Source organism: Stenotrophomonas hibiscicola ATCC 19867 (genome assembly GCF_000382065.1).
GTDB lineage: Bacteria > Pseudomonadota > Gammaproteobacteria > Xanthomonadales > Xanthomonadaceae > Stenotrophomonas > Stenotrophomonas hibiscicola.
Genome location: NZ_KB907499.1, coordinates 103,254 through 128,790, shown reverse-complemented (window position 1 = coordinate 128,790; position 25,537 = coordinate 103,254). Strand labels below are relative to the sequence as shown.

Genomic DNA, 25,537 nt, shown 5'->3' with positions numbered 1-25,537 from the left:
TCACGCGCCACCGCCATCGGTTCCGCAATAGTTGTGGGAATTCCGGCCCTCAGAGCAGTAGATGCCTCCTGTTTCCGTGCACATCCCGCACCGGCTTCGACGGTGGCGCGTTCCTGCCTACGTCCTGCTGGGCGTCTACCTGCTGTACCTGCTGGCCGGCAACATCTTCCTCAATACCCCGTTGTTCGATCAGGTCACCAACCGCAAGCCGCACAAGTTCGTGATGACCACCGGCCCGGCCATCACGCTGCTGCCCGGCCATGTCATCGCCTGGAACGTGCACATGCGCGGCCACGTGAACCACACGGTCTACGCGCTGCATGCCGAGCGCGCCAGCGCCCGGTTGGCGGTGCTGCCCCTGTTCCAGCGCGAGGTGCGGGTTCCGCGCTTGCAGGCGACGGGGGTTTCCGCCGAGATCAGCCGCGTCGAAGAAGCCATCCCGCCACCGCCGCGCAGTGACCGCGGCTGGACCCTGCGTTTCGACGCCATCCACAGCGACAGCATCCGCAGCGCACGCTTTGGCAAGCTGCTGATCATCGGCAAGGGCCACGGCACGGTGGGCTTCCTCAAGCAGCTACGCGGCGGGCCTTCGGAGCTCTTCGAGTCCGAAGTTGCGTTCGCCGACGCGGACACCAGCTATGACGGTGTGCAGTTGCTGGGTGACATGAATCTCAGCGCACGCTTCAGCTATCCGCGCCACTATCGGGACCAGGCGCCTGGTCTGGCCAAGCTGAAGCTGCTGCATGCCCAGCTCGAGGTCGACGCCCGCAGCCAGGGCGTGCGCATGGACACGGATGCCACAACGCCGAAGATCTCCAGCGCGCCCATACCCGGACGCCTGCAACTGGCGCTGCACCTGATCGACGGCCAGCTGCAGCCCGGGGACCGCGCAATCTGGCAGGTGCCGCTCTACCTGGGTGACGGCGCCCCCGACCGCGGCGTGCTGGCCCTGCAGCTCAATGTGGCCAACGACCTGCGCCTGCAGGCCCGCCTGCCGCCCAAACCCGGCTCAGGCAGCGAAGTGGATGCCGAACTGCACGTCCGTGGCCGGGACATCCCCTTCCAGCAGCCTGCCCAGCTGCTGGAGCGCAGCTCTGGTACCGTGCGCGGCGAATGGACGTTCACTTCGCTCAACTGGATCCCTGCCCTGTTCGTCCGCAAGCCGTGGCTGCAGCTGGACGGAGGCGGCACGCTGAAAGCCGATCTGCGCCTGCGCAACGGCGAACTGATCGAAGGCAGCACCGTGGACATCCCGGCGGCCGCGGCCGTGGCCGAGGTCGCCGGCGTCCGCTTGGCGGGCACGGCCAGTGCCCATGGCGTATTGAAGGCCGGCAGCCCCAGCCAGGCACAGCTGGCTGTCCGACTGCCACGATTCACTGCGCAGCCAACCGATGCCAAGGGCGTGCGCCTGTTCGACGGCCGTGACCTGGCCCTGGACCTGGCCGGCGATGGCCGCCTGCAGGAGTTGCGCAAAGGGGTACGCGCGCAGCTGCGCTTCAGTGAAGCCACCATCCCTGATCTGACGGCCTACAACCGCTACCTCGGCTCGCCGCAGGTGCGGCTGCTTCAAGGCACCGGCAGCCTGAGCGGCGATGCCACGCTCGACACCGATGGACGCGTCGGTCATGGCACGGCCCGGCTGTTTGCGCGCAACGCCAGTGCCAAGGTGGCGGGACTGGAAATGGGCGGCGATATCGGCGTGAACGCGACCCTGCGCCGCGGTGACTTCGATGAACGTCATTTCGATCTCTCCGGCACCACCGTGGAGCTGCGCAATGTGCAGGTGGCCGGTACAGAGCGCCCAAGTGCATGGAAGGGCCGCGTGGCCTTCAAGCGTGGCCGCATCGATGCGCAGTCGCCCTTCCAGGTCGACGCCACCACGGATCTGGATCTCAGCGACGCCCGTCCGTTGCTTGCACTGTTCGCAGAGCGCACCGACTACCCGCGCTGGACCTTGTCGCTGCTGGATTCCGGACAGGTACAGGCACAGGCAACGCTGCGCTGGCGCCCAGGCCATCTGGTCATCGATGGACTGCAGGCCGAGAACGATCGCCTGTCGGTACGCGCGCGGCTGGATCTGCTCGACCAGCGCAAGCGCGGGGACCTGTATCTGCGCTGGGGGCTGCTGGGTGCGGGCATCGAGCTGGACGGTGACCAGCGCCAGTGGCACCTGGCCAAGGCACGCGAGTGGTTTGATCAGCGGCCTTCCCTGCTGCCAGCGAGCCAGGGGACGGGCGCCGCAGGTTCATCGGACTGAAGGCTGGCGGCCTGCATCCATTTGCGGCCTCAGTGCGTAGACGCAATCAAGCGCATCATGGAGCTGCACGGTATGAAGCGGAGTTCACAGGTTTTCGGGCTTCTGGGATGGATGGCGATCACCTTCATCGCGGCCACTCTGGGGGCGTGGGCGTCGGCATCCGCGGCAAGCTTCTACACCACCCTCGCCCTTCCCCCGTGGGCACCACCGGCCAGTGTCTTCGGTCCGGTGTGGACCTTGCTCTACGCCATGATGGCCATTGCCGCCTGGCTGGTCTGGCGCGAACGCGGCTGGCGTGGAGCACGACCGGCGCTGATGCTCTACCTGGTGCAGCTTGCCGTCAATGCGCTGTGGAGCTGGCTGTTCTTCGGCTGGAAGCTGGGCGCCTTGGCCTTCGCCGACATTCTTGTATTGATTGCGCTGGTATGCGCAACAACCGTCGCGTTTGCGCGCGTCCGTCCGATTGCGGCGGCGCTACTGCTTCCCTATCTGGCCTGGATCTCGTTCGCTTCAGCGCTCAACTTCGCGGTATGGCGAGCCAATCCCGGGCTGCTGTGACCTCTGCCGGTCACGCCTGGGCCGCGGCCTGCCGGTGCCAGCTCCGCAGCAGGGCCGGCTTGAAGGCCTGCTGTGCGCAGCCAGTGGGGCATCGCACCACCCGCGCCGCAGTATGGCTGACCAGGCCCTGCCCTTCCTCTGCCTTGAAGATCGTCTCGCAGGACAGGCAACGGGCCACCAGCGAGTACAGATGCAGCAACCGGCCACTGGCAGGGTCCTGCAGCGCATCCACATCCAGCAGTTCGAACTGGCAGCTGTCAGGCAGCATGCGATACGGGGGCAAGGGCACGGTCTGCAGATTCACGGGGCGGTCGCTCAGGGAAGTGGACCCACCCTAGGCAATGACCTGTCGAGCTGATGTGCAGCGCAGATGTACTCTTCGCGAAAACTGCAAGTGTTCGACCTGGTCGTTACATGAAGAATTCAGCTTGGACAGAAACACGCTTCACACGCACACACTGGTAGGCGGATGCACGATTTTGCTTCACCATTGATGGATACGGATGAATCACTGGGCTATCCAGCCATCCACGAACCATGAGCCCTGCCCTTGATGCCTTCTGCTGAATCCGCGCACGACACCGCCTCGTCCAGCTGCGCGCGCGAACCGATCCATACCCCCGGCGCGATCCAGCCGTACGGTGTGCTTCTGGTCGTTGAGCCGCAGTCCCTGCAGGTGCTCGAGCGCGCCATCAGCCATCCGGGGCTGCTGCAGCAGTTCGGCGAGCCGTTGGCGCAGCATGTCAGCAAGGTGCTTGGCGGTGCGCTGGCGCCGTTCCAGGCGTTGTTCCAGCAGGCGACGGTCGGCAGCAGCGCGCATGTCGGTGCCGTGCATCTGGATGGCCATGGCCGCCATCAACTGCTGGTGCACCGCTCCGCCACCGATCTGCTGGTCGAGCTGGAAGCGCCGGTTCCCGGCCAGCCCGGCTCGCTGGAAGAACTGTATCCGGCCATCCGCGAGCTGATGGCCGGGATCGAGTCGGCCGGCACCGTGGAAGACCTCTGCCAGCTGGCTGCCGCGCACATGCGCCGGCTGACCGGCTTTGACCGCACCCTGGTCTATCAGTTCGATGCCGGCTGGAATGGCATCGTGGTGGCCGAGGATGGCAACGGCCTGTTGCCGTCCTACCTTGACCTGCGCTTCCCCGAATCGGACATTCCTGCGCAGGCCCGCGAACTCTACCGCCGCAACCGGGTGCGCCTGATCGCGGACAACAACTACACCCCCGCGCCGTTGATGCGGGCCGACGACCATCGCGACGCACCAGCCACCGACCTGAGCCTGGCCGTGCTGCGCAGCGTCTCGCCGGTCCACCTGCAGTACATGCGCAACATGGGGACCGGCGCATCGATGTCGGTATCGCTGGTGCATGAAGGCCGCTTGTGGGGGCTGGTGTCTTGCCACACCGTGCAGCCACGGCGCCTGCCCTACCACGTGCGTACCGCCTGCGAGCTCATGGGCCAGATCCTGTCGCTGCAGATCGCGTTGAAGGAGCGGGCGCGTGCGATCGAAGAGCGCGTCGCGCGGCGCTCGATACTGGTCAAGCTGCTGGGTCGCATGGCCGGCGACGAGGACTTCATGGCGGCCCTGCGCCAGGACGAGGCCAGCCTGCTGTCGCTGACCGGCGCGGCCGGCGCGGCGATCGTTCACAAAGGCGATTGCCTGCGTGTTGGCCAGTGCCCTTCCGCCAGCGACGTGCTGGCCCTGGCGAACTGGTTGGCCGCGCAGCAGGCCGGTCAGGAAACCTACTGCACCGATCACCTGGCAGCCGACTGGTCGCCTGCCGCGCACCTGGCCGATGTGGCCAGCGGCCTGCTGGCGGTGTCCATTTCGCAGTTGCATGACAGTTATTTGATGTGGTTCCGGCCGGAAGTGGTGCGTACCGTGCGCTGGGGTGGCGATCCCCGCAAGGAAGCCGCACCGGGCGTTGCGCTGTCCCCGCGCAACTCGTTCGAGGCCTGGAAGGAGACCGTGCAGCAGCGCAGCCTGCCGTGGAGCGACGCTGACTGCGAAGCGGCACACGAAATGCGCACGGCCATCGTCGATATCGTGTTGCGCAAGGCCGAGGAAATGGCCGAACTGAACGAGCAGCTGCTCCGCAGCAACAAGGAACTGGAAGCCTTCTCCTATTCGGTCAGCCACGACTTGCGCGCTCCCTTCCGTCACATTGTCGGCTATTCCGAGCTGCTGGGCAGCTCGGCGGGCGAACGCCTGAACGATACCGAGCGCCGCTTCCTGGACACGATCGTGGAATCGGCCAAGTCCGCCGGCACGCTGGTGGATGACCTGCTCAGCTTCTCGCAGATGGGACGCTCCACGCTGGGGCGTGTGCGGCTGGACATGACCGCGCTGGCCGAGGATGTGCGCCGGAGCCTGGCCCTGGACTACACCGGCCGCGACGTGCAGTGGACGCTCGCACCGCTGCCGGAGGTTGAAGCCGATCCGACGATGCTGCGCCTGGTCTGGCAGAACCTGCTGGCCAACGCGATCAAGTTCACCCGCGAGCGCGAACATGCAGTGATCGAGGTTGGTCACGAGCGAAACGACGAGGAAGACCACTTCTTCGTGCGCGACAACGGCTGCGGCTTCGACATGCGCTACGTGGACAAGCTGTTCGGCGTGTTCCAGCGCCTGCACCACGTCGAAGAGTTCGAAGGCACCGGCATCGGCCTGGCCAATGTCCGCCGCATCATCGGCCGCCATGGCGGCCGTACCTGGGCCGAGGGCGAGCCCGGCAAGGGCGCGACCATTCACTTCACCCTACCCCGCTCCACAGGAGAACACCCATGAGGGACCTGCGGCCGATCCTCCTGGTAGAGGACAGCCCCAAGGATGCAGAGCTGACGATGGCCGCGCTTGAGCGCTGCCAGCTGTTGAACGATGTCATCCATGTACGCGACGGCGCCGAAGCGCTGGATTACCTGCGCTGCGAAGGCAAGTTCGCCGGTGCCATGCACGGCGGCCCGGTGGTCGTGCTGCTGGACCTGAAGCTGCCCAAAGTCAATGGCTTGGAGGTACTGGAGCAGGTCCGTGGCGACCCGTACCTGAGCAGCACCCCGGTTGTGATGCTGACCTCTTCGCGCGAGGAGCAGGATCTGGTGCGCAGTTACGAACTGGGCGTCAACGCATTCGTGGTCAAGCCGGTCGACTTCAAGGAGTTCTTTGACGCCATCCAAGGACTGGGCATGTTCTGGGGCATCACCAACCAGCCACCACCGCACCGGCCCAGCGGCTCGGGGCAGCACAATGCGTGATGGATCGCGCCGCAGCGAGCGCCTGCGCATCCTCATGCTGGAGGACAGCGCGCTTGATGCGGAGCTGATCACCGCACAGCTGCGGCGTGCCGGCCTGGAGTTCGAGGTCGAGCGCCTGTGGACGCGCAATGCGTTCATCGAGGCCATCGACAACCGTGCGTTCGACGTGATCCTGGCCGACCATGTGCTGCCCGGATTCGATGGCGATGCGGCCCTCGCGCTGGCGCGCGAGCGGATTCCACAGACCCCTTTCATCTTCGTCTCCGGCACGCTGACCGAAGAGCTGGCCGTACAGGCGCTGACCCGTGGCGCGCGCGATTACGTCGTCAAGCAGCGCCTGCAACGCCTGCCGGATGCGATCCGCCGCGCTCGCCAGGAAGCCCATGAACGCGCCCAGCTGATGCATGCCCAGGCGGCGCTGAACGAGAGCCAGGCGCAGCTGCAGCAGGTCACCGATGCCGTACCCGCGCTGATCGCCCAGCTCGACAACGCGCATCGCTACCGGTTCGCCAACAAGGCGTTCCTGGACTGGCATGGATTCAGCCTGGCCGAGCTGCTGGGCCGGACCGCGCGCGATGTCAGCGGCATCTCCGCTTTCGAACACGCCTTGCCCAGCCTTGAACGGGTACTGCAGGGCGAACGCACGAGCTTCCAGGTCGAGCTCGTCCATCGCAGTGGCGAGTCGCGTTTCGTACAGATGGACTGCGTGCCGGAGCATGCCGCCGATGGCAGCGTGGCCGGCTACATCTGCCTGGGCAGCGACATCTCGCTGCTGAAGCAGGCCGAGCTGGCCCTGCGTGAGGACAACCAGCTGCTCGAGCAGCAGGTGCAGGCGCGCACGGCCGAGCTGCGCGCCAGCAAGCGCCGCCTGCAGGCGATCTTCGAGTCCAGCTTCCAGCATCAGGTGCTGCTGGATCTGCGCGGATGCGTGGTCGATGCCAATGACGCTTCCTTGGCCGCTGTACTTGCAGACAAGAAGGACATTGTTGGCCAGCACTTCGCCGAATCGGTCTGGTTCGCCACCACCGAGGGCATGGGCGCAGCGATCGACCGCGCCGTCGGAGACGCAGCGCAGGGCCGCAGTTCACTGCATGCGCTGGAGCTGGAGCTTCCGACCGGCCGCCGCAGCTTCGACTTCTCGTTCCGTCCGCTGCTCGACGCCGAAGGGGCGGTCACCGCCGTTGTCTCCGAGGCCGTCGAAACCACCGCACGCCTGCAGGCCGAGCACGCGCTGCGCCAGTCACAGAAGATCGAGGCGGTCGGTCAGCTCACCGGCGGCATCGCGCATGATTTCAACAACATCCTGACCGTCATTTCCGGCAATGTCGAGCACGCCATGCTGCTCAGTGAAAGGGCTGGCGAGGCCGGTGCGCTGGTGGGCCGTGCGCTGGACAATGCGCTGAAGGGGGTGGGCCGTGCCGCCAGCCTGACCCAGCGCCTGCTGGCGTTTGCCCGCCGCCAGCCGCTGCGCAGCCAGGCCGCTGACCTCAATGTCCGCCTGCTGGACATGCACGACATGCTGCAGCGTGCACTGGGTGAACTGGTGCAGCTGGAGATCCGCAGCGCGGAGGACATCTGGTGCGTGGAGATCGACATCAGCCAACTGGAGGCCTCCGTACTGAACCTGGCGGTCAACGCCCGCGATGCGATGCCGCATGGCGGGCGGCTGGTGATTGAAGTCGACAACAGCCATCTGGACCACGACTATGCCGCGCTGTTCCCGGATGCAACGCCGGGCGAGTACGTGATGCTGCGGGTGCGCGACAACGGCCACGGCATGGATGCGGCGACGCTCGCCCGGGTCTTCGAACCCTTCTTCACCACCAAGCAGGTTGGCCGTGGCACCGGCCTGGGCCTGTCGATGGTGCACGGGTTCGTCAAGCAGTCAGGCGGCCACGTGCTGATCGATTCGGTGGAAGGCGGCGGCACCAGCATCACCATGATGTTCCCGCGTTCACTGCTGCCGTTGCCCAGCGAGGCGCGCACTCCGCAGACCGGCCTGGCAGGCTATTCGCCGCGCGAGGAAACCATCCTGGTGACCGAGGACAACGACGATGTCCGCGCCCACACGGTGGATGCACTGCGGCTGCTGGGCTACCGGGTATTGGAAGCCCACGACGGCCCTTCCGCACTGCGGCTGCTGGAACGCCCGGATACCAGGGTGGACCTGCTGTTCTCGGACGTGGTGATGCCCGGCATGTCGGGATGGGAGCTGGTGCGGGAAGTCCGTGAACGCTGGCCGGAGGTCGCCGTGCTGTTCACGTCGGGCTATCCCCGTGACCACGACCAGGTGGGCAGCCAAGGGCGGGCCGTTGCGCTGCTGCCAAAGCCGTTCACCCGAAGCGATCTGGCGGCGGCCGTGCGCACCGCGCTGGAGGCAGCGCCACACTGAGGTCAGGACGCCGGATCGCGCCCGCCGGCCGCGATCCGGTTGATGTCCGCGCACTCCACCGTCGCCGGTGGATGCTCCCTGACGGCCAAGGCAATCATCGCTTGGCCCAGTGCCAAGTTGCTCGTCACCAACGAAGGTGCAACCGCACCGGCCAGTTTCATCAATGGCGCACCGCCCCAGTAAAGGGGCTTCAACAGGGCATGACGGGTGCCGGTGCCCGGGACCGGCCTGACACCGCCCGGGCGCAGCATCACGGTGCGCACCGGCAGGCTCTGCAATGCGACTTCGGTCTCGCCCTTGATCCTCAACGGCATCAGCCGGCTCCGAGGGTCCGCGCCGGCACCGGATACATACAGAAAGCACCCTTCGGGATTCGCAGCCGCCCAGGCAAGGGCCACCGCCAGAGTGGTGTCCAGGGTCACGCGTCGGTACTCGGCCTCTGCCGTTCCAACCGGTGGCGCCCCGGCACAGTAGAAGCAGGCATCGAACCCGGCCAGTTCATCCGACCGGTCCTGGATACGCAGGAAGTCCGGAACGATCAGTTCGCTGCCGGCGCCGCTCAGACTTCCCGGATGGCGGACCAGCGCTGTCAGGCCGGACACCTGTGGTGAGCGTTGGCAGGCCAGCGCCACACCTTGCCCGACCAGGCCTGCGGCACCGGTCAACAGAATCCGTAATGCGCCCGTCCCGGCCATCGTCATCCCCGCTAGAGTTTCACGAAACGCTGGATCTTCCGCGCCAGCCAGCCACTGAACACCAGCGGCGCATCCAGCGCTGACACGCAGATGCAGGGGACACCCGGCGCGGTCACCGGTTGATGCTCCACGTCTTCGTCCAGATCTGCCACGTCACCCGGTGCGAACAACCCCAGCGCGTCATTGTACGAACCCCGCAGGATCTGGGTCAGTTCGCTGCGGCCATGGCTGTGCATGGGCAGGCACTTGCCCGGGGCAATCTTCAGCATGATCAGCGAGGGCATCTGCTCGGCACGGATGCAATGCACGCCGGGCGCCATCCAGCGCCAACGCAGCTCGCTGAGCGATGCGCCGAAGTACGGGTGCAGTGATGCAGGAAGGTGGTCGGGGTCGGCCTCTGGCCGCTCCCTCGGCACAGGGCGCCTGGTTCCGGCGATGGCGCTCGGCGCCTCCGAGGCCAGCTGCATCTGCATGGCCTCGCGCAACTGCTCGCGACGCCCGTCGGCAGCGGGCGGTTGGGTCTGCTCCAGCAACACCGAGCCGATTGCCTCGGCATCGCGCAGGCGCTGGCGGCAGTGGGGGCACTGCTCGAGGTGGGCACCGGCCACGATGCTCAACGGCGCCGGCAGCGCGCCGGCGGCATAGCTCATCAGCGTGGATTCGTGCAGGTGGTGGTGCGGATTCACAGCGCACCTCCCACTTTGGCCTGCAGTTGCAGGAACGCACGTCGCAGGTGTGACTTTACCGTCCCCAGCGGCATGCCCAGCGCCTGGGCAATCTCACTGTGGCTCTTCGCCTCGAAATAGGACATCCGCACCAGCCTCGCCTGCACGGCGGGCAGCTCGTTGACGCGCTGGCGAAGGCGCGCCTGGTCGGCGAACTGCTCGGCACTGCTGCGCTCGATCACGTCCACGGCCGCGGCGTCTTCCACCGCTGCCTGCACCTGCATCCAGCTGCGCTCGCGACGGATGCGGTCGATCTGCAGGTTTCGCGCGATCCGGTACAGCCAGGTACTCAGCGCGCCCTGGGCCGCATCATACTCGGCCGCCCGCAACCACAGGCGCAGCAGGCACTCCTGCGCCATTTCCTCGGCCACGGCGTCGGGTGCCCCCAGGCCACGCAGATACACGCACAGCCTCGGCATGAAGTAGTCATAGATCCGCATGAAGCAGTCGCGGTCGCGCAGCCGCGCCACACTGTCCATGTCATCGGCCCAGTTCGTCGGCTCGCTGCTCGGCTGCTGGGAACTGGACACGGTGCGTGCGGTATCGAAGTTGAGGAGGGTGCTGGCGGCGTCAGGGTACATCTGCGTGAGCGGCGGGCAGGTGAAGGTCTGTCCTCTCTACGCGCAGGGGTGGCCATTGGATGCAGCAGGCACTGCGCATCCAAGCAGCCACGGCCACCGTATGACCTGAGCCTCCCTACCGGACGAATACCATGCGCACTGCCTGGCTGCTGCTATGCCTGCCCCATGCCGCGCTGGCGGCGCCCTGGCTGCGCAACGAGGGCGTGGCCACCTCGGCGCAGGGCGACCTGCTCTATCGTGAAGTGCACTGGCGGCGCGGCCCATCGGAGGGTGCCGAACGCTGGGTGCTCTATCAGTGCCCTGATGGCCGCCCCTTCGCCCGCAAGCATCTGCCGGCCAGCGCGCGCCCGCAGGCCCGGGGTTATTCGCTGCAGGACAGCCGTAGCGGGCAAACCGCTGAAGTCGACGCCAGTGGCGAATCGGTGTCCATCGCCTGGAAAGAAGATGCCGCCAGCGAGCTGCGTCAGCGTCGGCTTGAGCTGGCGCCGGATGCGGTGATCGACACGGGCTTCGACGCCGCGGTGCGTCAGCATTGGCCAGCGCTGATGCGAGGTGAACGCATCAGCCTGCCCTTCCTGGTGCCGGGGCGGCAGCGCTTCTTCCCGGTGCAGGTGCGGCGCACCGAACCCGTTCGGTGGCAGGGCATCGACGCCCAGGCCATCGAGGCCAGTCTGGACACCTGGTACGGCGGCATCGCACCGCGCCTGTCGCTGGTCTATGCCAGCGCCGACCGCCGCCTGCTGGAGTTCCGCGGCACCAGCAACCTGCGCGATGCCCGCGGCACCTACCCACAGGTCACGGTGCGCTTCAGCTCGCCGGTTGCCGAGCGGTCCGCCAGCGAATGGCAACAGGCCTGGACGCAACCCCTGGTGGGGCGCTGCAGCGTGATGCCCAAGTGAAGCCGAAATTCTCCACAGCCGGCCGCATCCATTGCGCGCACTGCTGCGTAGAGGAAGACACGACACCCGCCGAGATCCGCCATGGCCTCTGTAGCGCCCCTCCCCCGCCGACCTTGGCGCCTGCTGCGCACCCTGAAGCGCTGGGTCGACACCGGCAGCGCTGCAGACCACGCCGCTGGCGAGCCCGGACGCATCGACTGGCTGCGCGCCGTACCGTTCGCGTTGATGCACCTGGCCTGCATCGCGGTGATCTGGGTAGGTATCTCGTGGACCGCAGTGATCGTCGCCGCAGCCCTCTACGCAGTGCGCATGTTTGCGATCACCGCCTTTTACCACCGCTACTTCTCGCACCGGACGTTCCAGGCATCGCGAACGGTGCAGTTCGTGTTCGCGGTGATCGGCGCGTCCAGCGTGCAACGTGGGCCGCTGTGGTGGGCCGCCCACCATCGCCATCACCATCGGCACGCCGACCAACCGCTGGACCCGCACTCGCCGCGCGAAGGCGGCTTCTGGCGCAGCCACATGGGCTGGTTCCTGACCCGTGAGGCATTCGCCACGGATCTATCGCGCGTGCCTGACTTGGCGCGCTTCCCCGAGCTGCGCTGGCTGGACCGCTTTGATACGGCGGTACCGGTACTGCTGGCTGCTGCGCTGTACGCACTCGGCGCCGGCCTGGAGCGCTGGGCGCCCGGACTGCACACCTCTGGCCCGCAGTTGCTGGTGTGGGGCTTCTTCATTTCCACCGTGGTGTTGTTCCACGCCACCGTCACCATCAACTCACTGGCCCATCGTTTTGGCCGGCGGCGCTTCGAGACCCGTGACGACAGCCGCAACAACCTCTGGCTGGCGCTGCTTACCTTCGGCGAAGGCTGGCACAACAACCACCATTTCTTTCCTGGCACCGTCCGCCAGGGGTTCCGCTGGTGGGAGATCGACCTGACCTGGTACGGGCTGCGCGCAATGGCGGCCTTCGGCCTGGTGAGGGGGCTCAAGCCCATCCCCGAGTGGGTACTGGCCAAGGCGAGGTACTGACATGCGCATCGCGATCATCGGCTCCGGCATCGCTGGCCTGGCCAGCGCCTGGTGGCTGGACGGCGAACACGAAGTGACGCTGTTCGAGGCCAACGATTACCTGGGCGGGCATACCCACACCCATGAAGTGCAGGTGGACGGCACGCGCATGGCGGTGGATACCGGTTTCATCGTCTTCAACCCCCTGCACTACCCGCTGCTGACGGCACTATTTGAAGAACTGGGCGTGGCCTCGCAGCCGACCACCATGAGCTTCTCAATGCACAGCGAGCGCAGTGGCGTCGAGTACAACGCCACGTCGCTGGATGGCCTGTTCTGCCAGCGTCGCAACCTGGTTTCGCCACGCTTCTGGGGAATGCTGGCCGACCTGCGCCGGTTCTACCGGGATGCACCGCTGCTGCTTGCCGAAGGCGAAGGCCCGACACTGGGCCAGTACCTGCACAGCCAGCGCTACGGTGCGGCGTTCATCGACGAGCACCTGCTGCCGATGGCTTCAGCGCTGTGGTCGTCACCGACCGACACGGTCATGCAGTTCCCGGCCCGCTACCTGGCCCAGTTCATGGCCAACCACCAGATGCTGCAGATGACCGGGCGCGCACCTTGGCGGGTAGTCAGCGGTGGCTCGGCACGCTATGTCGATGCCCTGCGTGCCCGCTGGCGGGTACGCGAGCGGCTGGAATGTCCGGTCCATTCGGTCGAGCGCATGCCGTGGGGCGCGCGCGTGCACAGCGCGGCCGGCGTGGAGGGCTTTGACGAGGTCATCCTGGCGTGCCACAGCGACCAGGCGCTGGCCCTGCTGCGTGACGCCGATCCGGTCGAACGCGACGTGCTCGGCGCCATCCGCTACCAGGCCAACGAAGCAGTACTGCATACCGACGCATCGCTGCTGCCGCGCAACCGCAAGGCATGGGCCGCATGGAATGCACACGTTCCCAAGGAGCCAGGCGCGCCCTGTACGGTAAGCTATTGCATGAACCTTCTGCAGGGCCTGCCCGGTGACACCCCGCTGGTCGCGACCCTCAACCGCAGCGAGGCGATCGATCCGGCCAAGGTGCTGCGCAGGCTGCACTATGCCCATCCGGTCCACGACCACGCAGCGGTACGCGCGCAACAGCGCTGGGCTGAGCTGCAGGGCCGCCGCCGCACCTGGTTCGCGGGCGCGTACTGGGGCTGGGGTTTCCACGAAGACGGCATCCGCAGCGCCCGCCGCGTGGTGGACGCGATGCGCGAGTGCACCCCGCACCGCGACACCATCGCACCCGGCGAGGTGGCAGCGTGAGTGCCAGCGCACTCTACTTCGGGCAGGTGATGCACCGACGGCATCATCCGCAGCCCCACGCGTTCCGCTATCCGGTCGCGCAGCTGCTGCTCGATCTGGACGAGCTGGAGACCGTGTTCGCCGGGCGCTGGCTGTGGTCGGTCAATCGCCGCAACCTGGCCGAGTTCCGCCGCAGTGACTACTTCGGCAACCCTGCGCAACCACTGGCCGATGCGGTGCGCGACCATGCCGCGGCTACCCTGGGTTATCGGCCCACCGGCCCGGTGCGCCTGCTCACCCATCTTCGCTTCGCCGGGCACGTATTCAATCCGGTCAGCTTCTACTACTGCTACCGGGCCGATGGCAACACCTTGGACTGCATCGTCGCCGAGATCACCAATACCCCGTGGAAGGAGCGGCACGCCTATGTGCTGCCGGTAGCTGCGGCCACCGGCGACGGGGCATCACTGCGCTGGACATTCGACAAATCCTTTCACGTCTCACCCTTCATGCCGATGGACTGCCGCTACGACTGGCGGTTCAACGCACCTGGTGATGATCTTCGCGTGCACATGCAGGTCTGGCGCGACGGCGTTCGGCAGTTCGACGCCACCCAGTCCATGCAGCGAAGGGTGCTGGACGGCCCTGGGCTGGCCCGGGTACTGGCCTGCTACCCCCTGATGACCACGCAGGTGGTGGCCGCCATCCACTGGCACGCGCTGCGGCTGTGGCTGAAGCGCAACCCCGTGCACGACCACCCTGCTCTTGCCGAGAAACCACGATGAATTCGATGACTCCCCTGGTCGCCTTGCCACGTCCCGGCGCCCTGGATGCATTCCTGCGCCGCCGCCTGCTGGCCCAGCTTGCCCCCATGCGCGACGGCCGCCTGTGCGTGCGTGATGCACTCGGCGAAGTCTGGCTGGGCGATGCGAATGGCGAACTGCATGTCACCGTCACCATCGATGACCCGGCGTTCTACCGCAAGGTTGCAGCGCAAGGCAGTGTGGGTGCAGGTGAAAGCTACATACAGGGCGAATGGCACTGCGATGACCTGGTGGCGCTGATTCGGCTGCTGGTACGCAATCGCGACCTGCTCGACGGCATGGAGCGTGGCCCGGCCCGCCTGGGCGGCTGGCTGTTGCGGGGCTGGAACCGCCTGCGCCGCAACAGCCGCGAGGGCAGCCGCCGCAACATAGCCGCGCACTATGACCTGGGCAACGACTTCTTTGCCCTGTTCCTGTCGCCGGACCTGATGTATTCCTCAGCCCTGTTCGACAAAGAAGACGAGTCGCTGGAATCCGCCTCCCGGCGCAAGCTGGACCGCATCTGCCAGCAGCTGAAGCTCAAACCGGGCGACCGCGTGGTGGAGATCGGCACCGGCTGGGGTGGTTTTGCGCTGCACGCCGCGCAGCACTACGGCTGCCACGTCACCACCACCACCATCTCCGCAGAACAGCATGCGCTGGCGGCAGAGCGCGTGCGCGCCGCAGGCCTGCAAGGCCAGGTCACGCTGCTGATGCAGGACTACCGCGACCTGCAGGGCCAGTTCGACAAGCTGGTGTCGATCGAGATGATCGAGGCCATCGGCGCCGAATACCTGGACACCTACATGGCGACGTTGCAGCGCCTGTTGAAGCCTGATGGCGTTGCCCTGCTGCAGGCCATCACCATCGAGGACCATCGCTACGAGCAGGCCCGGCGCAGCGTCGACTACATCAAGCGCTACGTGTTCCCCGGCAGCTTCATTCCGTCGATCAACGCGATCATGGCCGCCAAAACGCGGTCCAGCGACCTGCAGCTGATCGCCCAGCAGGACTTCGGCCACTCCTACGCGCTGACCCTGCGCGCCTGGCGCCAGCGCTTCCTCGTCCGGTTGCCCGACGTGCAGGCGCAGGGCTTCGATACGCGCTTCTGCCGCCTGTGGGATTTCTACCTGGCCTATTGCGAGGGCGGCTTCCTGGAGCGCTCGATCGGGGTCTCCCATCTGCTGATGGCGCGCCCGGGGCATCGCCCGGGCGCCTCATCGGGCCAGGGCAGTTGAGATGCGCCGGTTCTGGGCCAATCTGCTTGGCAACCAGCTGGTCTGGCTGTGCGCCGTGGCCGGCGCTGGGCGCGGTTGGCAGTGGCCGGCGTTGCTGGCAGCCTCTCTCTACATCGGCAGCCAGCTGCTGACGTCGCCGCAACCACGGCTGGACCTTCGGTTGATGGTGCTGGCGCTGGCCTGCGCCTGGCTGGTCGATGCCAGCGCCGCTGCGACCGGCACCGTTCGTTACGCCGCCGCCCCGCTCGCCTGGGCGCCTCCGCCGTGGATCATGGCGCTGTGGGCCGCGTTCGCGATGACGCTGACCACCTCGATGCGCTTCCTGCTGCGCCACCGTGCCCTGCCGGCGCTGTTCGGGCTGCTGCTGGCACCGCTGGCCTATCTGTCCGCGGCACGTGGCTTTGATGCAGTGCGGTTCGCTGTGCCGGCATGGCAGGGCCTGCTGGTACTGGGTGCGGGCTGGTGCATCGCGCTTTCACTGCTGTGCCACTGCGCCCGTCGCGGCTCACGAGCCAGCTCGCCGCCCCTGGCTGGAGTTCCTTCATGAATCATCTCCTGTGGGTCCTGCTGTACACCTTGCTGATGATGAGTTGGGGCTGGGCCTGGCAGCGCCGCCACCAGAACATCGGCGTGGTCGATGTGCTCTGGGCCAAGGGCGTCGGTGCATCGGCCCTGTTGCTGGCGCTGCTTGGCGACGGCGCGACGGTGCCGCGGATCGCGCTGGGCGTGCTCGGCGGCCTCTGGGGCAGCCGTTTGGCCCTGCACCTCTGGCACCGGGTCCGTAGCGAACCGGAAGACGGGCGCTACCGCTATCTGCGCGAACACTGGCAGGGCCACCAGGGCAAGATCTTTGGCTTCTTCATGGCGCAGGCATTGCTGGTGCTGCTGTTTGCCCTGCCCTTTGTCGCAGTGGCTGCCAACCCGAGCAGCCGCATGACGTGGTGGGCCGTGGCCGCCGCGCTGGTGTGGCTGCTGAGCGTCGGCGGCGAAGCACTGGCCGACCGGCAGCTGGCCCGGTTCCGCGCCGACCGGGCAAACAAGGGCCGCACCTGCCGCGAAGGGCTCTGGCGCTATTCCCGCCACCCCAACTACTTCTTCGAGTGGCTGCACTGGTTCACTTATGTGCTGCTCGCCGTCGGTTCGCCACTGTGGTGGCTGGCGTGGGCCGGCCCATTGCTGATGTACGTGTTCCTGCGCTACCTCAGCGGCATCCCATTCACCGAGAAACAGGCGCTGCGCAGCCGCGGCGACGACTATCGCGCCTACCAGCGCAGTACACCGATGTTCTTTCCCTGGTTTCCCCGTTCTTCCAAGGAGCATTCCGCATGAGCGCGATCCCGTCACTGAACCCAGCCGAAGATGCGGAAACCGGGCTGATCGCCTGGGCCGAACGCGGGCTGGTCCCCGATGCGGCGCTACGTGCGGGCATCCGCCGCTTGTGCGCGCAACGCCTGCATGAGGAAAGCGAGGGTGGCATCGAAGGCCAGTCGGCGCGCTTCAGCCGGCGCATCGCCGAGCTGGCCGACAGCCCACTCGCATTGCACACCGACGCAGCCAACCGACAGCACTATGAAGTGCCAGCTGCCTTTTTCCAGGCCTGCCTGGGCAAGCGACTGAAGTACAGCAGCTGCTACTACCCCACCGGGCGCGAAACGCTGGACCAAGCCGAGGACGCGATGCTGGAACTGTACGGCCAGCGCGCAGGCCTGGCCGATGGCCAGCAGATTCTCGAACTGGGATGCGGCTGGGGCTCACTGACCCTGTGGATGGCAGAACGCTACCCGCAGGCCAGCATCACCGCCGTTTCCAATTCGCACAGCCAACGCCAGCACATCATGGCGCAGTGTGAAGCCAGGGGGCTGCACAACGTCGAGGTGATCACCCGCGATGTCAACCAGCTTGAGCTGCCTGCGGCACGCTTCGACCGCTGCGTGTCGGTGGAGATGTTCGAACACGTGCGCAACTACGAGCGCCTGCTGGCGGGCATCGCTCGGTGGCTGAAGCCGGACGGCGCGCTGTTCGTGCACATCTTCGCCCATCGCACATTGATGTATCCGTTCGAGACAGACGGCGGCGACAACTGGATGGGGCGGCACTTCTTCACCGGCGGGCTGATGCCGGCAGCTGACACCCTGCTGCATTTCCAGCGCGACCTGCGGCTCGACCAGCGCTGGCTGCTGGACGGCACCCACTACCAGCGCACCGCCGACCACTGGCTGGCCAACCAGGATGCGGCCCGCCACCAGGTGATGCCGGTGTTGATCGCAACCTATGGCCAGGCTGCAGCGAAGGTCTGGTGGCAGCGCTGGCGGATGTTCTGGATGGCCTGTGCCGAGTTGTTTGGCTATGACGACGGCCAGCAGTGGCTGGTGGCCCACTATCTGTTCCGACCCCGCTGAGGTGCAACATGCGCATGTTCTCGCTGCTTCCCCTGATCGCGGTCGGCCTGTTCGGTTCCGGCTGCAGTTCCAGCGACACCCGCCCGCTGCCGCGCCCGCCATCCGTGGATGTGCCGCGCTTCATGGGCGATTGGTATGTGATCGCGCATATCCCGTCGCGCCCCGAACGCGAGGCCTTCGACGCGGTGGAGAGTTACGCACTTCGTCCCGACGGGCGCATCCAGACCACCTTCACCTACCGCAAGGGCAGCTTCGATGCGCCGCAGAAGTCGATGCATCCCATCGGTCGTGTGGAGAAGGAAGGCAATGGCGCGATCTGGGGCATGCAGTTCATCTGGCCAATCCAGGCCGAATACGTGATTGCCTGGCTCGACGAGAGCTACCGCCAGACCATCGTGGCGCGCAGCAAGCGCGACTACGTCTGGTACATGGCCCGCACACCACAGGTGTCCGAGCATGACTATGAGCAGGCGGTCGCACGGATTGCGGCCATGGGTTATGACACCCGCAAGCTCAGACGCGTGCCGCAGTCGGTCCGATGACACGCCACGACCCTTTGCGCTGGGCGGCATCGCCCGCCAACTTCTGAAGGGCCTGGATTCGGGCGTGGCGATCCATTACATCAATTAACACCCCTGGATTGATGGTTCGCGCACATTGACTCTTAGGAATAATCGCAAAAATCCAGCAAATTCGGTGCCCGGCGCGGCAGCAGCGCCAGAATGGTCGCCACGCCCTCCCGGGCGCCGATCACCTCCCAGCGCATGAATGGATACCCTGCACCGCGCCGTCTGCGGCTCGCACTGCTAGACGATCACGAAGTCGTCCGCCGCGGCACCGCCTTGCACCTGGGCCGCGATGTCCGCTTCAACATTGTCGCCAGCCACACCCACAGCGACGCGTTCATCGGCTGCCTGCGCAAGCTGGGAGTGGATGTCGCCATCATCGATCTCACCCTGGCGCCTGGCGACCGCAGCAGTGATGAGCTGGTTCCCTTGCTGCGGGAGCGCTTTCCTCATGTGCCCCTGCTGGCCTTCGCCACGCTGACGCCAACAACCCGCGTGGACCACCTTCTGGCAGCCGGCATCAGCGGCATTGTCAGCAAATCCGAGCCGCTGGAGATGCTGTCCGAGGCCATCGTGCGTGTATCGCAGGGATTGTGCCGCCTGCCGGCCGATTGCCTGGTCCCGGCCTGCCGCGACGAACTCAGTCGCAATGAACGCGAAGTGCTGGACCTGCTCCTGTCCGGCCTGACCGTGTCGGAGATCGCATTGCGCCGCCACCGCAGCGTCAAGACGGTCAGCACCCAGAAGGTGGCCGCCCTGCGCAAGCTCGGGCTGCGCAATGACGTGGAGATCTATGCACTGCGAGAGCAGCGGAACCTCCGATGAGGCGCCGTCTTCGCCTCCGGTTGCATACCTTTGTCACCTCGTTGATGGTCCTGATCCTGCTGCCAGCAGCCTCGGCCGAGGATGCACATCTGCAGGCGTGGCCGGCGGGTCGCGAAGTGCGGGTCGCCACCGCGCCATCATTGCGCCCGCTGCCTGCACCACTGGCGGACTCGATCCCGCTCCCGACCCTCGCCCACGGCTATGCGCAGCTCGTGGCTGACCATTCCGGACTGCGCTTCCGTGACATCGCCTACACCAGCACGAGGGCAGCGGTCACTGCCGTCTGCCGGCACGAGGCCGATCTGGTGCTGGTGATGGGCGGCCCGGCGCATCGCCCACGGCCCTGCCCCGGCCTGATGGCATCCGGCGCCTTCGATGGCGGCAAGACGGTCCTGGCCGTGCGTAAAGGCGAGCACGCGCCACGTGACGTCGGCAGCGTGAAGGCGCAGGTGCTGGCCGTGATTCGCGGCGGCCCTTATGCCAGCTGGCTGGCAACCCACCATCCGCAGGTCCGCCTGCTGCACTTGCCCGATCGGCATGCAGCCCTGGCCGCCGTGGACAACGGCATCGCCGATGCTGCGATCGGCCTGGAAGCTACACTGCACGCGATGATCCGGCGGCACTTCGCGGGCAAACTGCAGCTTCATCCGTTCGAGAGCGACTTCTCCACCGATCTGCACCTGCTCGTGCGCCGCGAGGACCAGCAGCTGCTGACGCGCATCGACCAGGCACTGCACGACATCACGCTCGAAGAGCACGCGGGCCTGCTGGCATTGTGGGCGCAGCAGATGCTGCCCGCCCCCGTCGAGAACGCGCTTGACCGGGTGCGCGCCCTGCACCTGCCCTGGCTGCTGTATGTGGCCGCAATACTCATCGGCCTGACCATGTTCTGGCAGGCACTACGTTGGCGAATCGGTCGCACGGAACAACGCCTTGGGCGCGCGGCAGGAATGATCAGCCACGAAGTGCGCAATTCCGCGCAGACGATACTGGCTTCGATCGACCTGCTGAGCCAGTCGCGCCTGTCCAGGAGAGAGCACGACCTGCTCGCGGCCGCGCGTGCCGCCGGCCACGCGCTGCGCAGGCTGCTCGACCGCTCGCTCGCGTTCTCGCGTCTGGCCAGCGGCAGCTTCAGGCCCTACGTCGTACCTTGCGACGTCGGCCAGCTCTGTGCCCATGCACTGGACGCGATCCGGCCGGAGGCGCTGCGCAGGGGATTGTCCCTCAAGCTTGATTGCACGCCCGACCCCGCGCCGACGGTCGCACTCGATGCTGACGGGCTGCGCCAGATTGTCGACAACCTGCTGGGCAACGCGTTGAAGTTCACTGATGCCGGTGGCATCGAAGTGCGCCTGCAGCTGTCACCCATCCCGTCTGCCAGGGAGCTGTTGCTGGATGTGATCGACAGCGGCATCGGTATCGCCCCCGCGCAACTGCCGCTACTGTTCCGCCCGTTCCAGCAGGGGGAGGATGGCCAGAAGCACGGCGGCACTGGCCTGGGCCTGACGATTGCGCGCGAGCTGGCCATTGCCATGGGCGGCAACCTGGCCGCGTACAGCGTACATGGGCGCGGCAGTCGCTTCACCCTGCGACTGCCGGTCCGCGCTGTCCCTCGCGATCCGCCCCCCATCGAGCGCCCGCAGCAGGCGCCGTTGACGGGCACAGAGCTGCTCCTGGTCGAGGACCATGCACTCAGCCGGCGCGTCGTGGCAGAGCAACTGCGTCGGCTGGGTGCCGATGTGTGCGCGGTTGCCGATGCGGAAACCGCGTTGGCCGAACAGGCGCTGCGACCGCGCGGCACGGTGGTGCTGGATATCGGGCTCCACGGCCGGGACGGCTACGGCTTGGCACAGCAGCTGCGCGCGCGGGCAAAGGCGCCCCTGCGAGTGATTGCCCTGTCCGCCCGCATGGGGCGCCGGCACGTGGCGCGCTGTCGCCGGGCCGGATTCGACGCCGTCCTGGTCAAGCCGCTGCAGGTGGCAGACTTGCTGCAGGCGCTGGGCCTTCCGCCTTCGGCGCACGCTGCCGCGCCTTGTAACGCGCCGGGCGCCGACCCGGATTTCGCTGCGGATATCGCCCATGAGCTGGCCGGGATCGAACAGTCCCTGCAGGACGCCGATGCCGCGACATTGCGCCATCATGCGCACCGCCTGCAGGGCACGTTGCAGATGTGCCGGGCAATCGACCAGGCCGGCACCGCGGCCGCCCTGTGGGAGTTGGGGCAGCAGGCCACGCCCGACTGGGTCGAGGCATGGCGACTGCTGCAGGGATTGCAGCAGTGGCACGGCTCCCGCAAGGCGGAAGCCGTGCCTTCAAGCTGATCAGGCCGCCAGGCGCTCGACCTGGCGACGGGTCAGGTCGTTGAATCGCCCCAGCGACATCAGGTGCTGATGGATCAGCGCCAACCAGCCGCTGCGGTGCCACTCGACCACGGTCGCTTCCGGCAACGCCACGAACTTCTCAACGTCCACCACCAGGAAGCCATTGAGGTTGAACTCGCGGCCATCCGGAGTGCGCACGGTGGCGTTGCGCTCGACCAGCAGGCCGTTGTCGATCAGGGCCTTGGAGAAGGCCTGGGTCTGTTCGTGCTCACGGGTGTACTGGCCGCAGAACTCCAGCGCCTGCTGCACCATGTCGGTGGCCTTGCCGTCCACGAACAGCGGCTGGCCTTCGTCACCCCCCTTGACCACGCGCGAGCTCTCTTCGTCGATGCCCAGCAGGAAGTCGTTGTCCGCACCGGTGTCGATGAAAATGAAGGGGTGGCGACGCAGGTAGGCCGGAATGTAGGCCTCGTCTTCCCACAGGCCGTCCTTGATGAACAGGTTCTGGTCGGACACACCGACGGCCGCCATCGGCACGGCGGTCGGGCCAGCGAACAGAATCGGGAAGTGGTGCAGGGCCAGCGAGAACTCGCCCAGCACCAGCGGAATGGCGTTGTTGCCGGCCGCAAACTCGAGCCTGCCCGGCAGGATGCGCAGATCGGCGTGCACATCGGCCTGCAGCGGCACCGGACGGGTATAGAACAGGGGAGCGCCGCTCGGCGCCGCTTCGGTGGTGGTGTCGCTGGTGGTGGTCATCTTGGGAACCGTTCAATCATGCGCGCCTGCCATCCCGGGCACGCCAGCGGGAACAACCTGAATCCCGCATTATCAACAAGCTCGATGACAACGGCCACCCCACCGACGGCCTATTTCAGCTGCAAGGGGTAGCGCTGCCAGAGCACGTGCACCAGGAACCCGGCCAGCTCGGTGTCGCGCGCGCTCACCGCGGCACGGATCTTGTCCAGCAGCACCATATCGCTGCAGGAACGCACGTCGGCATGGTTGGCCTGCCCTGACCGGCGCGCGCGATAACGCGCGGCGCGCTGCGCATCGCTCATCGCGTACCCGAACTTGGGCGGACGGCCGCGCTTGCGCGGCAGGGTCAGCTCCAGGGTTCCGGGGTCTTTGTCATCACGCATGAGAGGGGTGCGGGCGGCGGCGAGCAACGGGGGGCGCAATTTATCGTGAGGCATCACTTTAATCCAGCTTTTTCTGCAGTTTTGTTGCGATGCAGCGCCAATGTTGCCGTGTCGGTGCAGATCCATCCACGCATGGCGTGGATCTACTGCAGAGCTCGCGACCCGGTCACCCGCTAGATCCACGCCATGCGTGGATGCGGAAACCCGAACAAAAAAGTGGGAGCCCGCGAACGGGCTCCCCTCGCCTTCCTCATGCAGCGCGTACCGGTTCATAGCCGTGCAGGTGCGCTTCGCTGCTGGCCCGTCCCTGGCTGAGCGACCGCAGCGCAGTGGTGTACCCCACCAGCTGCGCCAGCGGCGCAAAGCCACTGACCTCGGCCCGACCGTCCTGGTCGTCGATGCGGGCGATGCGGCCATGGCGCCGGTTGAGGTCGCCCACCACGTCACCCACCGATGTCGACGGCGAATGCACCGTCACCGCCATCACCGGCTCCAGCAGCTGCGTGCCACCCTCGGCCAGCGCTGCCTTGATCGCCTCGGCGCCTGCGCGATGGAACGCCATCTCCGACGAGTCCTTGGCATGGGTCTGGCCATCGACAAGACTGACCTCGATACCGACCACCGGATGACCCTGCGGCCCTTCCGACAGTGCGGCACGCACGCCCTTCTCCACCGCCGCGATGAAGCTGCGCGGCACCACGCCACCGACGATGCGGTCGTTGAACACCACCTGGTCGTCCTCACGCGGCGCCACGTCCAGCACCACGTGCGCGAACTGGCCCTGGCCACCGGTCTGCTTGACCAGCCGCCCGACGACACCCGTCATCGCGCGCATCGGCGTCTCCTGGTAGGCCACGCGCGGCGCACCTACGCCCACGTCGACGTTCCACTCGCTGCGCAGGCGCTCGACCATCACTTCCAGGTGCAGTTCGCCCATACCCCAGACCAGGGTCTCCGCCGTATCGCGATCGGTTTCAACGCGGAACGACGGATCTTCCTGGGCCAGGCTCGCCAGTCCCTGCGCCATCCGGATCAGGTCGGCCGCACGCGCCGGTTCCAACCGCCAGGCCAGCACCGGCGCCTGTGCCTGGATGTTCTCCAGGCGCAACGGCAGCGCACGGCCGCTCAGCGTTTCACCGCTGACCGCATCCTTCCAGCCCAGCACCGCGACGATGTCACCGGCCACGGCCTGTTCAATGTCGTGGGTCTGGTCGGCCTGCACCCGCACCAGCCGGCTGACCCGCCGTCCCTGCGGATGCTGCGAACTGGCCACCGCGTCGCCCACCTTCAAGGTGCCCGAGTACAGCCGCACGAAGCTCAGTGCACCGTGCTGCTGGTGGGTAATCTTGAACAGCAGCCCCGCCAGCGGGCCATCAGGATCGGGCGGCAAGACCACCTCGCCCTCATCGCTTTCGGCGCTGACGGCAGGGCGATCCAGCGGCGACGGCAGGTAATCGACCACGGCATCCAGCAGCGTCTCGATGCCCTTGTCCTTGAACGCAGCACCGGCCAGCACGGGCACGCCCGCACCCGCCAGCGTCGCCCGGCGGATCGCCGCGCGCAGCGCCCCGGCATCGATCACCCGACCTTCCAGCCAGGCATCGGCCAGTTCTTCGTCATGATCGGCCACGGCTTCGACCAGAGCATCGCGCTGGGCTCGCCACTGGATACGTGCCGCGTCGTCCCACGGGCTGATGGTCGTCGCACCGTCGCGCCACTGCAGCACGCGCTCATCGATCAGGTCGACCCAGCCGTTGAAGTCGCTCTCGCTGCCCAACGGCACGCCCAGCGCCCACGGCCGCGCCTGAAGCTTGTCCTGAAGCTGCTCCAATACGCGCTCGAACGACGCGCCGACGCGGTCCATCTTGTTGACGAAGGCGATCAGCGGCACGCGATGACGGCGCGCCTGGCGCCACACCGTCTCGGACTGCGGCTGCACGCCATCCACGGCCGAGAACACGGCCACGGCGCCGTCGAGCACGCGCAGCGAACGTTCGACTTCGATGGCGAAGTCGATGTGGCCAGGGGTATCGATCAGGGTCAGCCGATGCGGCGGCAGGTCACGCGGTGCCCACTGCGCCTGCACGGCGGCCGCGCCGATGGTGATGCCCCGTTCGCGCTCGATTGCCGAGAAATCGGTGGTCGCATTGCCGTCGTGCACTTCGCCGACGCGATGGATTTCGCCGCTTTTCCACAGCAGGCGTTCGGTCAACGTGGTTTTGCCGGCGTCGATGTGGGCAATGATGCCAAGGTTGCGACGACGGGAAAGGACTTGGGTGTTCATGAGATAGGTTCCTGCAAAGCCAACTACGGGGGCCGCGCACCCCGGTTGGCGACAGGGTGCGCGGCTAGCGTTCGGTCTCGGCGATCTGGTGCATGGCACGTTCTCCTTGCGGTACGTCGGGTTAGGGAAATGAAACTGCAGAAACGAAAAGAGCGCCCCGAAGGGCGCTCTGTGGATGATCCAGCGATAGCCGCTTCAGCGGCCCTGTGGAGCTCCAGGCAGACACGCCCGTTCCGCGCTTGCGCGGATCAGGGTGAAAAACTTCAGGAGCGGCATCCGGTTCATGGGGCGCATTCTAGACCTGCCAATC

General features: G+C 66.7%; 23 protein-coding genes. 16 read left to right on the top strand and 7 right to left on the bottom strand.

What is annotated here, in order from left to right; all coding sequences use genetic code 11:
• The first annotated feature begins 61 nt into the window (after nt 1-61).
• Nucleotides 62-2,257, top strand: coding sequence for a hypothetical protein (locus G370_RS0105465; RefSeq protein ID WP_019659680.1), 2,196 nt, complete (start codon nt 62-64; stop codon nt 2,255-2,257).
• 72 nt (nt 2,258-2,329) lie between these two features.
• On the top strand, nt 2,330-2,815 hold the full coding sequence (locus tag G370_RS0105460) for a TspO/MBR family protein (protein ID WP_026346980.1): 486 nt from the start codon (nt 2,330-2,332) through the stop codon (nt 2,813-2,815).
• Nucleotides 2,816-2,825: 10 nt separating this feature from the next.
• On the opposite strand, the gene G370_RS0105455 is transcribed toward G370_RS0105460, so the two are convergent.
• The gene (locus tag G370_RS0105455; protein ID WP_026346979.1) at nt 2,826-3,119 is read right to left on the bottom strand and encodes a hypothetical protein; all 294 of its coding nucleotides are present in this window, start codon (nt 3,117-3,119) and stop codon (nt 2,826-2,828) included.
• 249 nt (nt 3,120-3,368) lie between these two features.
• Between G370_RS0105455 and G370_RS0105450 the strand changes: the two genes are divergently transcribed.
• The 3 genes from G370_RS0105450 to G370_RS0105440 are packed head-to-tail and all read left to right on the top strand — an operon-like array spanning nt 3,369 to nt 8,462.
• On the top strand, nt 3,369-5,606 hold the full coding sequence (locus G370_RS0105450; protein ID WP_019659677.1) for an ATP-binding protein: 2,238 nt from the start codon (nt 3,369-3,371) through the stop codon (nt 5,604-5,606).
• Nucleotides 5,603-6,070: a response regulator gene (locus tag G370_RS0105445; RefSeq protein WP_019659676.1), complete on the top strand. Its 468-nt coding sequence runs from the start codon at nt 5,603-5,605 to the stop codon at nt 6,068-6,070. Before G370_RS0105450 ends, G370_RS0105445 begins: the two co-directional genes overlap by 4 nt.
• Nucleotides 6,063-8,462, top strand: coding sequence for a hybrid sensor histidine kinase/response regulator (locus G370_RS0105440; protein WP_019659675.1), 2,400 nt, complete (start codon nt 6,063-6,065; stop codon nt 8,460-8,462). The genes G370_RS0105445 and G370_RS0105440 overlap by 8 nt, the downstream gene beginning before the upstream one ends.
• Before the next feature lie 2 nt (nt 8,463-8,464).
• On the opposite strand, the gene G370_RS0105435 is transcribed toward G370_RS0105440, so the two are convergent.
• Genes G370_RS0105435 through G370_RS0105425 form a run of 3 tightly spaced genes read right to left on the bottom strand, consistent with a single transcriptional unit; the run spans nt 8,465 to nt 10,463 of the window.
• Complete coding sequence (locus G370_RS0105435) at nt 8,465-9,157, bottom strand: Rossmann-fold NAD(P)-binding domain-containing protein (RefSeq protein ID WP_032955262.1); 693 nt, start codon at nt 9,155-9,157, stop codon at nt 8,465-8,467.
• A gap of 11 nt (nt 9,158-9,168) precedes the next feature.
• The gene (locus tag G370_RS0105430; protein WP_019659673.1) at nt 9,169-9,843 is read right to left on the bottom strand and encodes a ChrR family anti-sigma-E factor; all 675 of its coding nucleotides are present in this window, start codon (nt 9,841-9,843) and stop codon (nt 9,169-9,171) included.
• Entirely contained in the window at nt 9,840-10,463 is a 624-nt protein-coding gene (locus tag G370_RS0105425) for a sigma-70 family RNA polymerase sigma factor (protein ID WP_019659672.1), read from the bottom strand. Before G370_RS0105425 ends, G370_RS0105430 begins: the two co-directional genes overlap by 4 nt.
• Before the next feature lie 131 nt (nt 10,464-10,594).
• Here G370_RS0105425 and G370_RS0105420 point away from each other — a divergent pair, with 131 nt between their 5' ends.
• The 11 genes from G370_RS0105420 (at nt 10,595) to G370_RS0105370 (ending at nt 21,804) form a co-directional block, all read left to right on the top strand.
• Nucleotides 10,595-11,362 carry a hypothetical protein gene (locus G370_RS0105420; RefSeq protein ID WP_019659671.1) on the top strand — a complete coding sequence of 256 codons (768 nt, stop codon included), beginning with the start codon at nt 10,595-10,597 and terminating at the stop codon, nt 11,360-11,362.
• An 81-nt stretch (nt 11,363-11,443) separates the two neighbouring features.
• On the top strand, nt 11,444-12,394 hold the full coding sequence (locus tag G370_RS0105415) for an acyl-CoA desaturase (RefSeq protein ID WP_010485789.1): 951 nt from the start codon (nt 11,444-11,446) through the stop codon (nt 12,392-12,394).
• Between the two features lies 1 nt (nt 12,395).
• Complete coding sequence (locus G370_RS0105410; protein ID WP_019659670.1) at nt 12,396-13,673, top strand: NAD(P)/FAD-dependent oxidoreductase; 1,278 nt, start codon at nt 12,396-12,398, stop codon at nt 13,671-13,673.
• The gene (locus G370_RS0105405) at nt 13,670-14,437 is read left to right on the top strand and encodes a DUF1365 domain-containing protein (RefSeq protein WP_019659669.1); all 768 of its coding nucleotides are present in this window, start codon (nt 13,670-13,672) and stop codon (nt 14,435-14,437) included. Before G370_RS0105410 ends, G370_RS0105405 begins: the two co-directional genes overlap by 4 nt.
• Complete coding sequence (locus G370_RS0105400; RefSeq protein ID WP_019659668.1) at nt 14,434-15,693, top strand: SAM-dependent methyltransferase; 1,260 nt, start codon at nt 14,434-14,436, stop codon at nt 15,691-15,693. Before G370_RS0105405 ends, G370_RS0105400 begins: the two co-directional genes overlap by 4 nt.
• Before the next feature lies 1 nt (nt 15,694).
• Nucleotides 15,695-16,240, top strand: coding sequence for a DUF2878 domain-containing protein (locus G370_RS0105395; RefSeq protein WP_019659667.1), 546 nt, complete (start codon nt 15,695-15,697; stop codon nt 16,238-16,240).
• The gene (locus tag G370_RS0105390; protein WP_019659666.1) at nt 16,237-17,022 is read left to right on the top strand and encodes a DUF1295 domain-containing protein; all 786 of its coding nucleotides are present in this window, start codon (nt 16,237-16,239) and stop codon (nt 17,020-17,022) included. Before G370_RS0105395 ends, G370_RS0105390 begins: the two co-directional genes overlap by 4 nt.
• On the top strand, nt 17,019-18,092 hold the full coding sequence (locus G370_RS0105385; RefSeq protein WP_019659665.1) for an SAM-dependent methyltransferase: 1,074 nt from the start codon (nt 17,019-17,021) through the stop codon (nt 18,090-18,092). Before G370_RS0105390 ends, G370_RS0105385 begins: the two co-directional genes overlap by 4 nt.
• An 8-nt stretch (nt 18,093-18,100) precedes the next feature.
• Complete coding sequence (locus G370_RS0105380; RefSeq protein WP_019659664.1) at nt 18,101-18,634, top strand: lipocalin family protein; 534 nt, start codon at nt 18,101-18,103, stop codon at nt 18,632-18,634.
• A 180-nt stretch (nt 18,635-18,814) separates the two neighbouring features.
• Nucleotides 18,815-19,483: a LuxR C-terminal-related transcriptional regulator gene (locus tag G370_RS0105375; RefSeq protein WP_233652850.1), complete on the top strand. Its 669-nt coding sequence runs from the start codon at nt 18,815-18,817 to the stop codon at nt 19,481-19,483.
• Nucleotides 19,480-21,804, top strand: a complete 2,325-nt coding sequence (locus G370_RS0105370) for an ATP-binding protein (RefSeq protein WP_026346976.1) — start codon at nt 19,480-19,482, stop codon at nt 21,802-21,804. Before G370_RS0105375 ends, G370_RS0105370 begins: the two co-directional genes overlap by 4 nt.
• Here the strand turns inward: G370_RS0105370 and G370_RS0105365 are convergent, their stop codons facing one another.
• The 3 genes from G370_RS0105365 to fusA form a co-directional block, all read right to left on the bottom strand.
• Nucleotides 21,805-22,560 carry a SapC family protein gene (locus G370_RS0105365; protein ID WP_019659662.1) on the bottom strand — a complete coding sequence of 252 codons (756 nt, stop codon included), beginning with the start codon at nt 22,558-22,560 and terminating at the stop codon, nt 21,805-21,807. It lies immediately after the preceding gene.
• Between the two features lie 110 nt (nt 22,561-22,670).
• A complete protein-coding gene (locus tag G370_RS0105360; protein WP_019659661.1) occupies nt 22,671-22,943 on the bottom strand; it encodes a hypothetical protein in 273 nt (90 codons plus the stop codon).
• Nucleotides 22,944-23,193: 250 nt separating this feature from the next.
• Nucleotides 23,194-25,227 (bottom strand): elongation factor G, encoded by a 2,034-nt coding sequence (fusA, locus tag G370_RS0105355; protein ID WP_019659660.1) that lies wholly within the window; start codon nt 25,225-25,227, stop codon nt 23,194-23,196.
• Nucleotides 25,228-25,537: the final 310 nt, after the last annotated feature.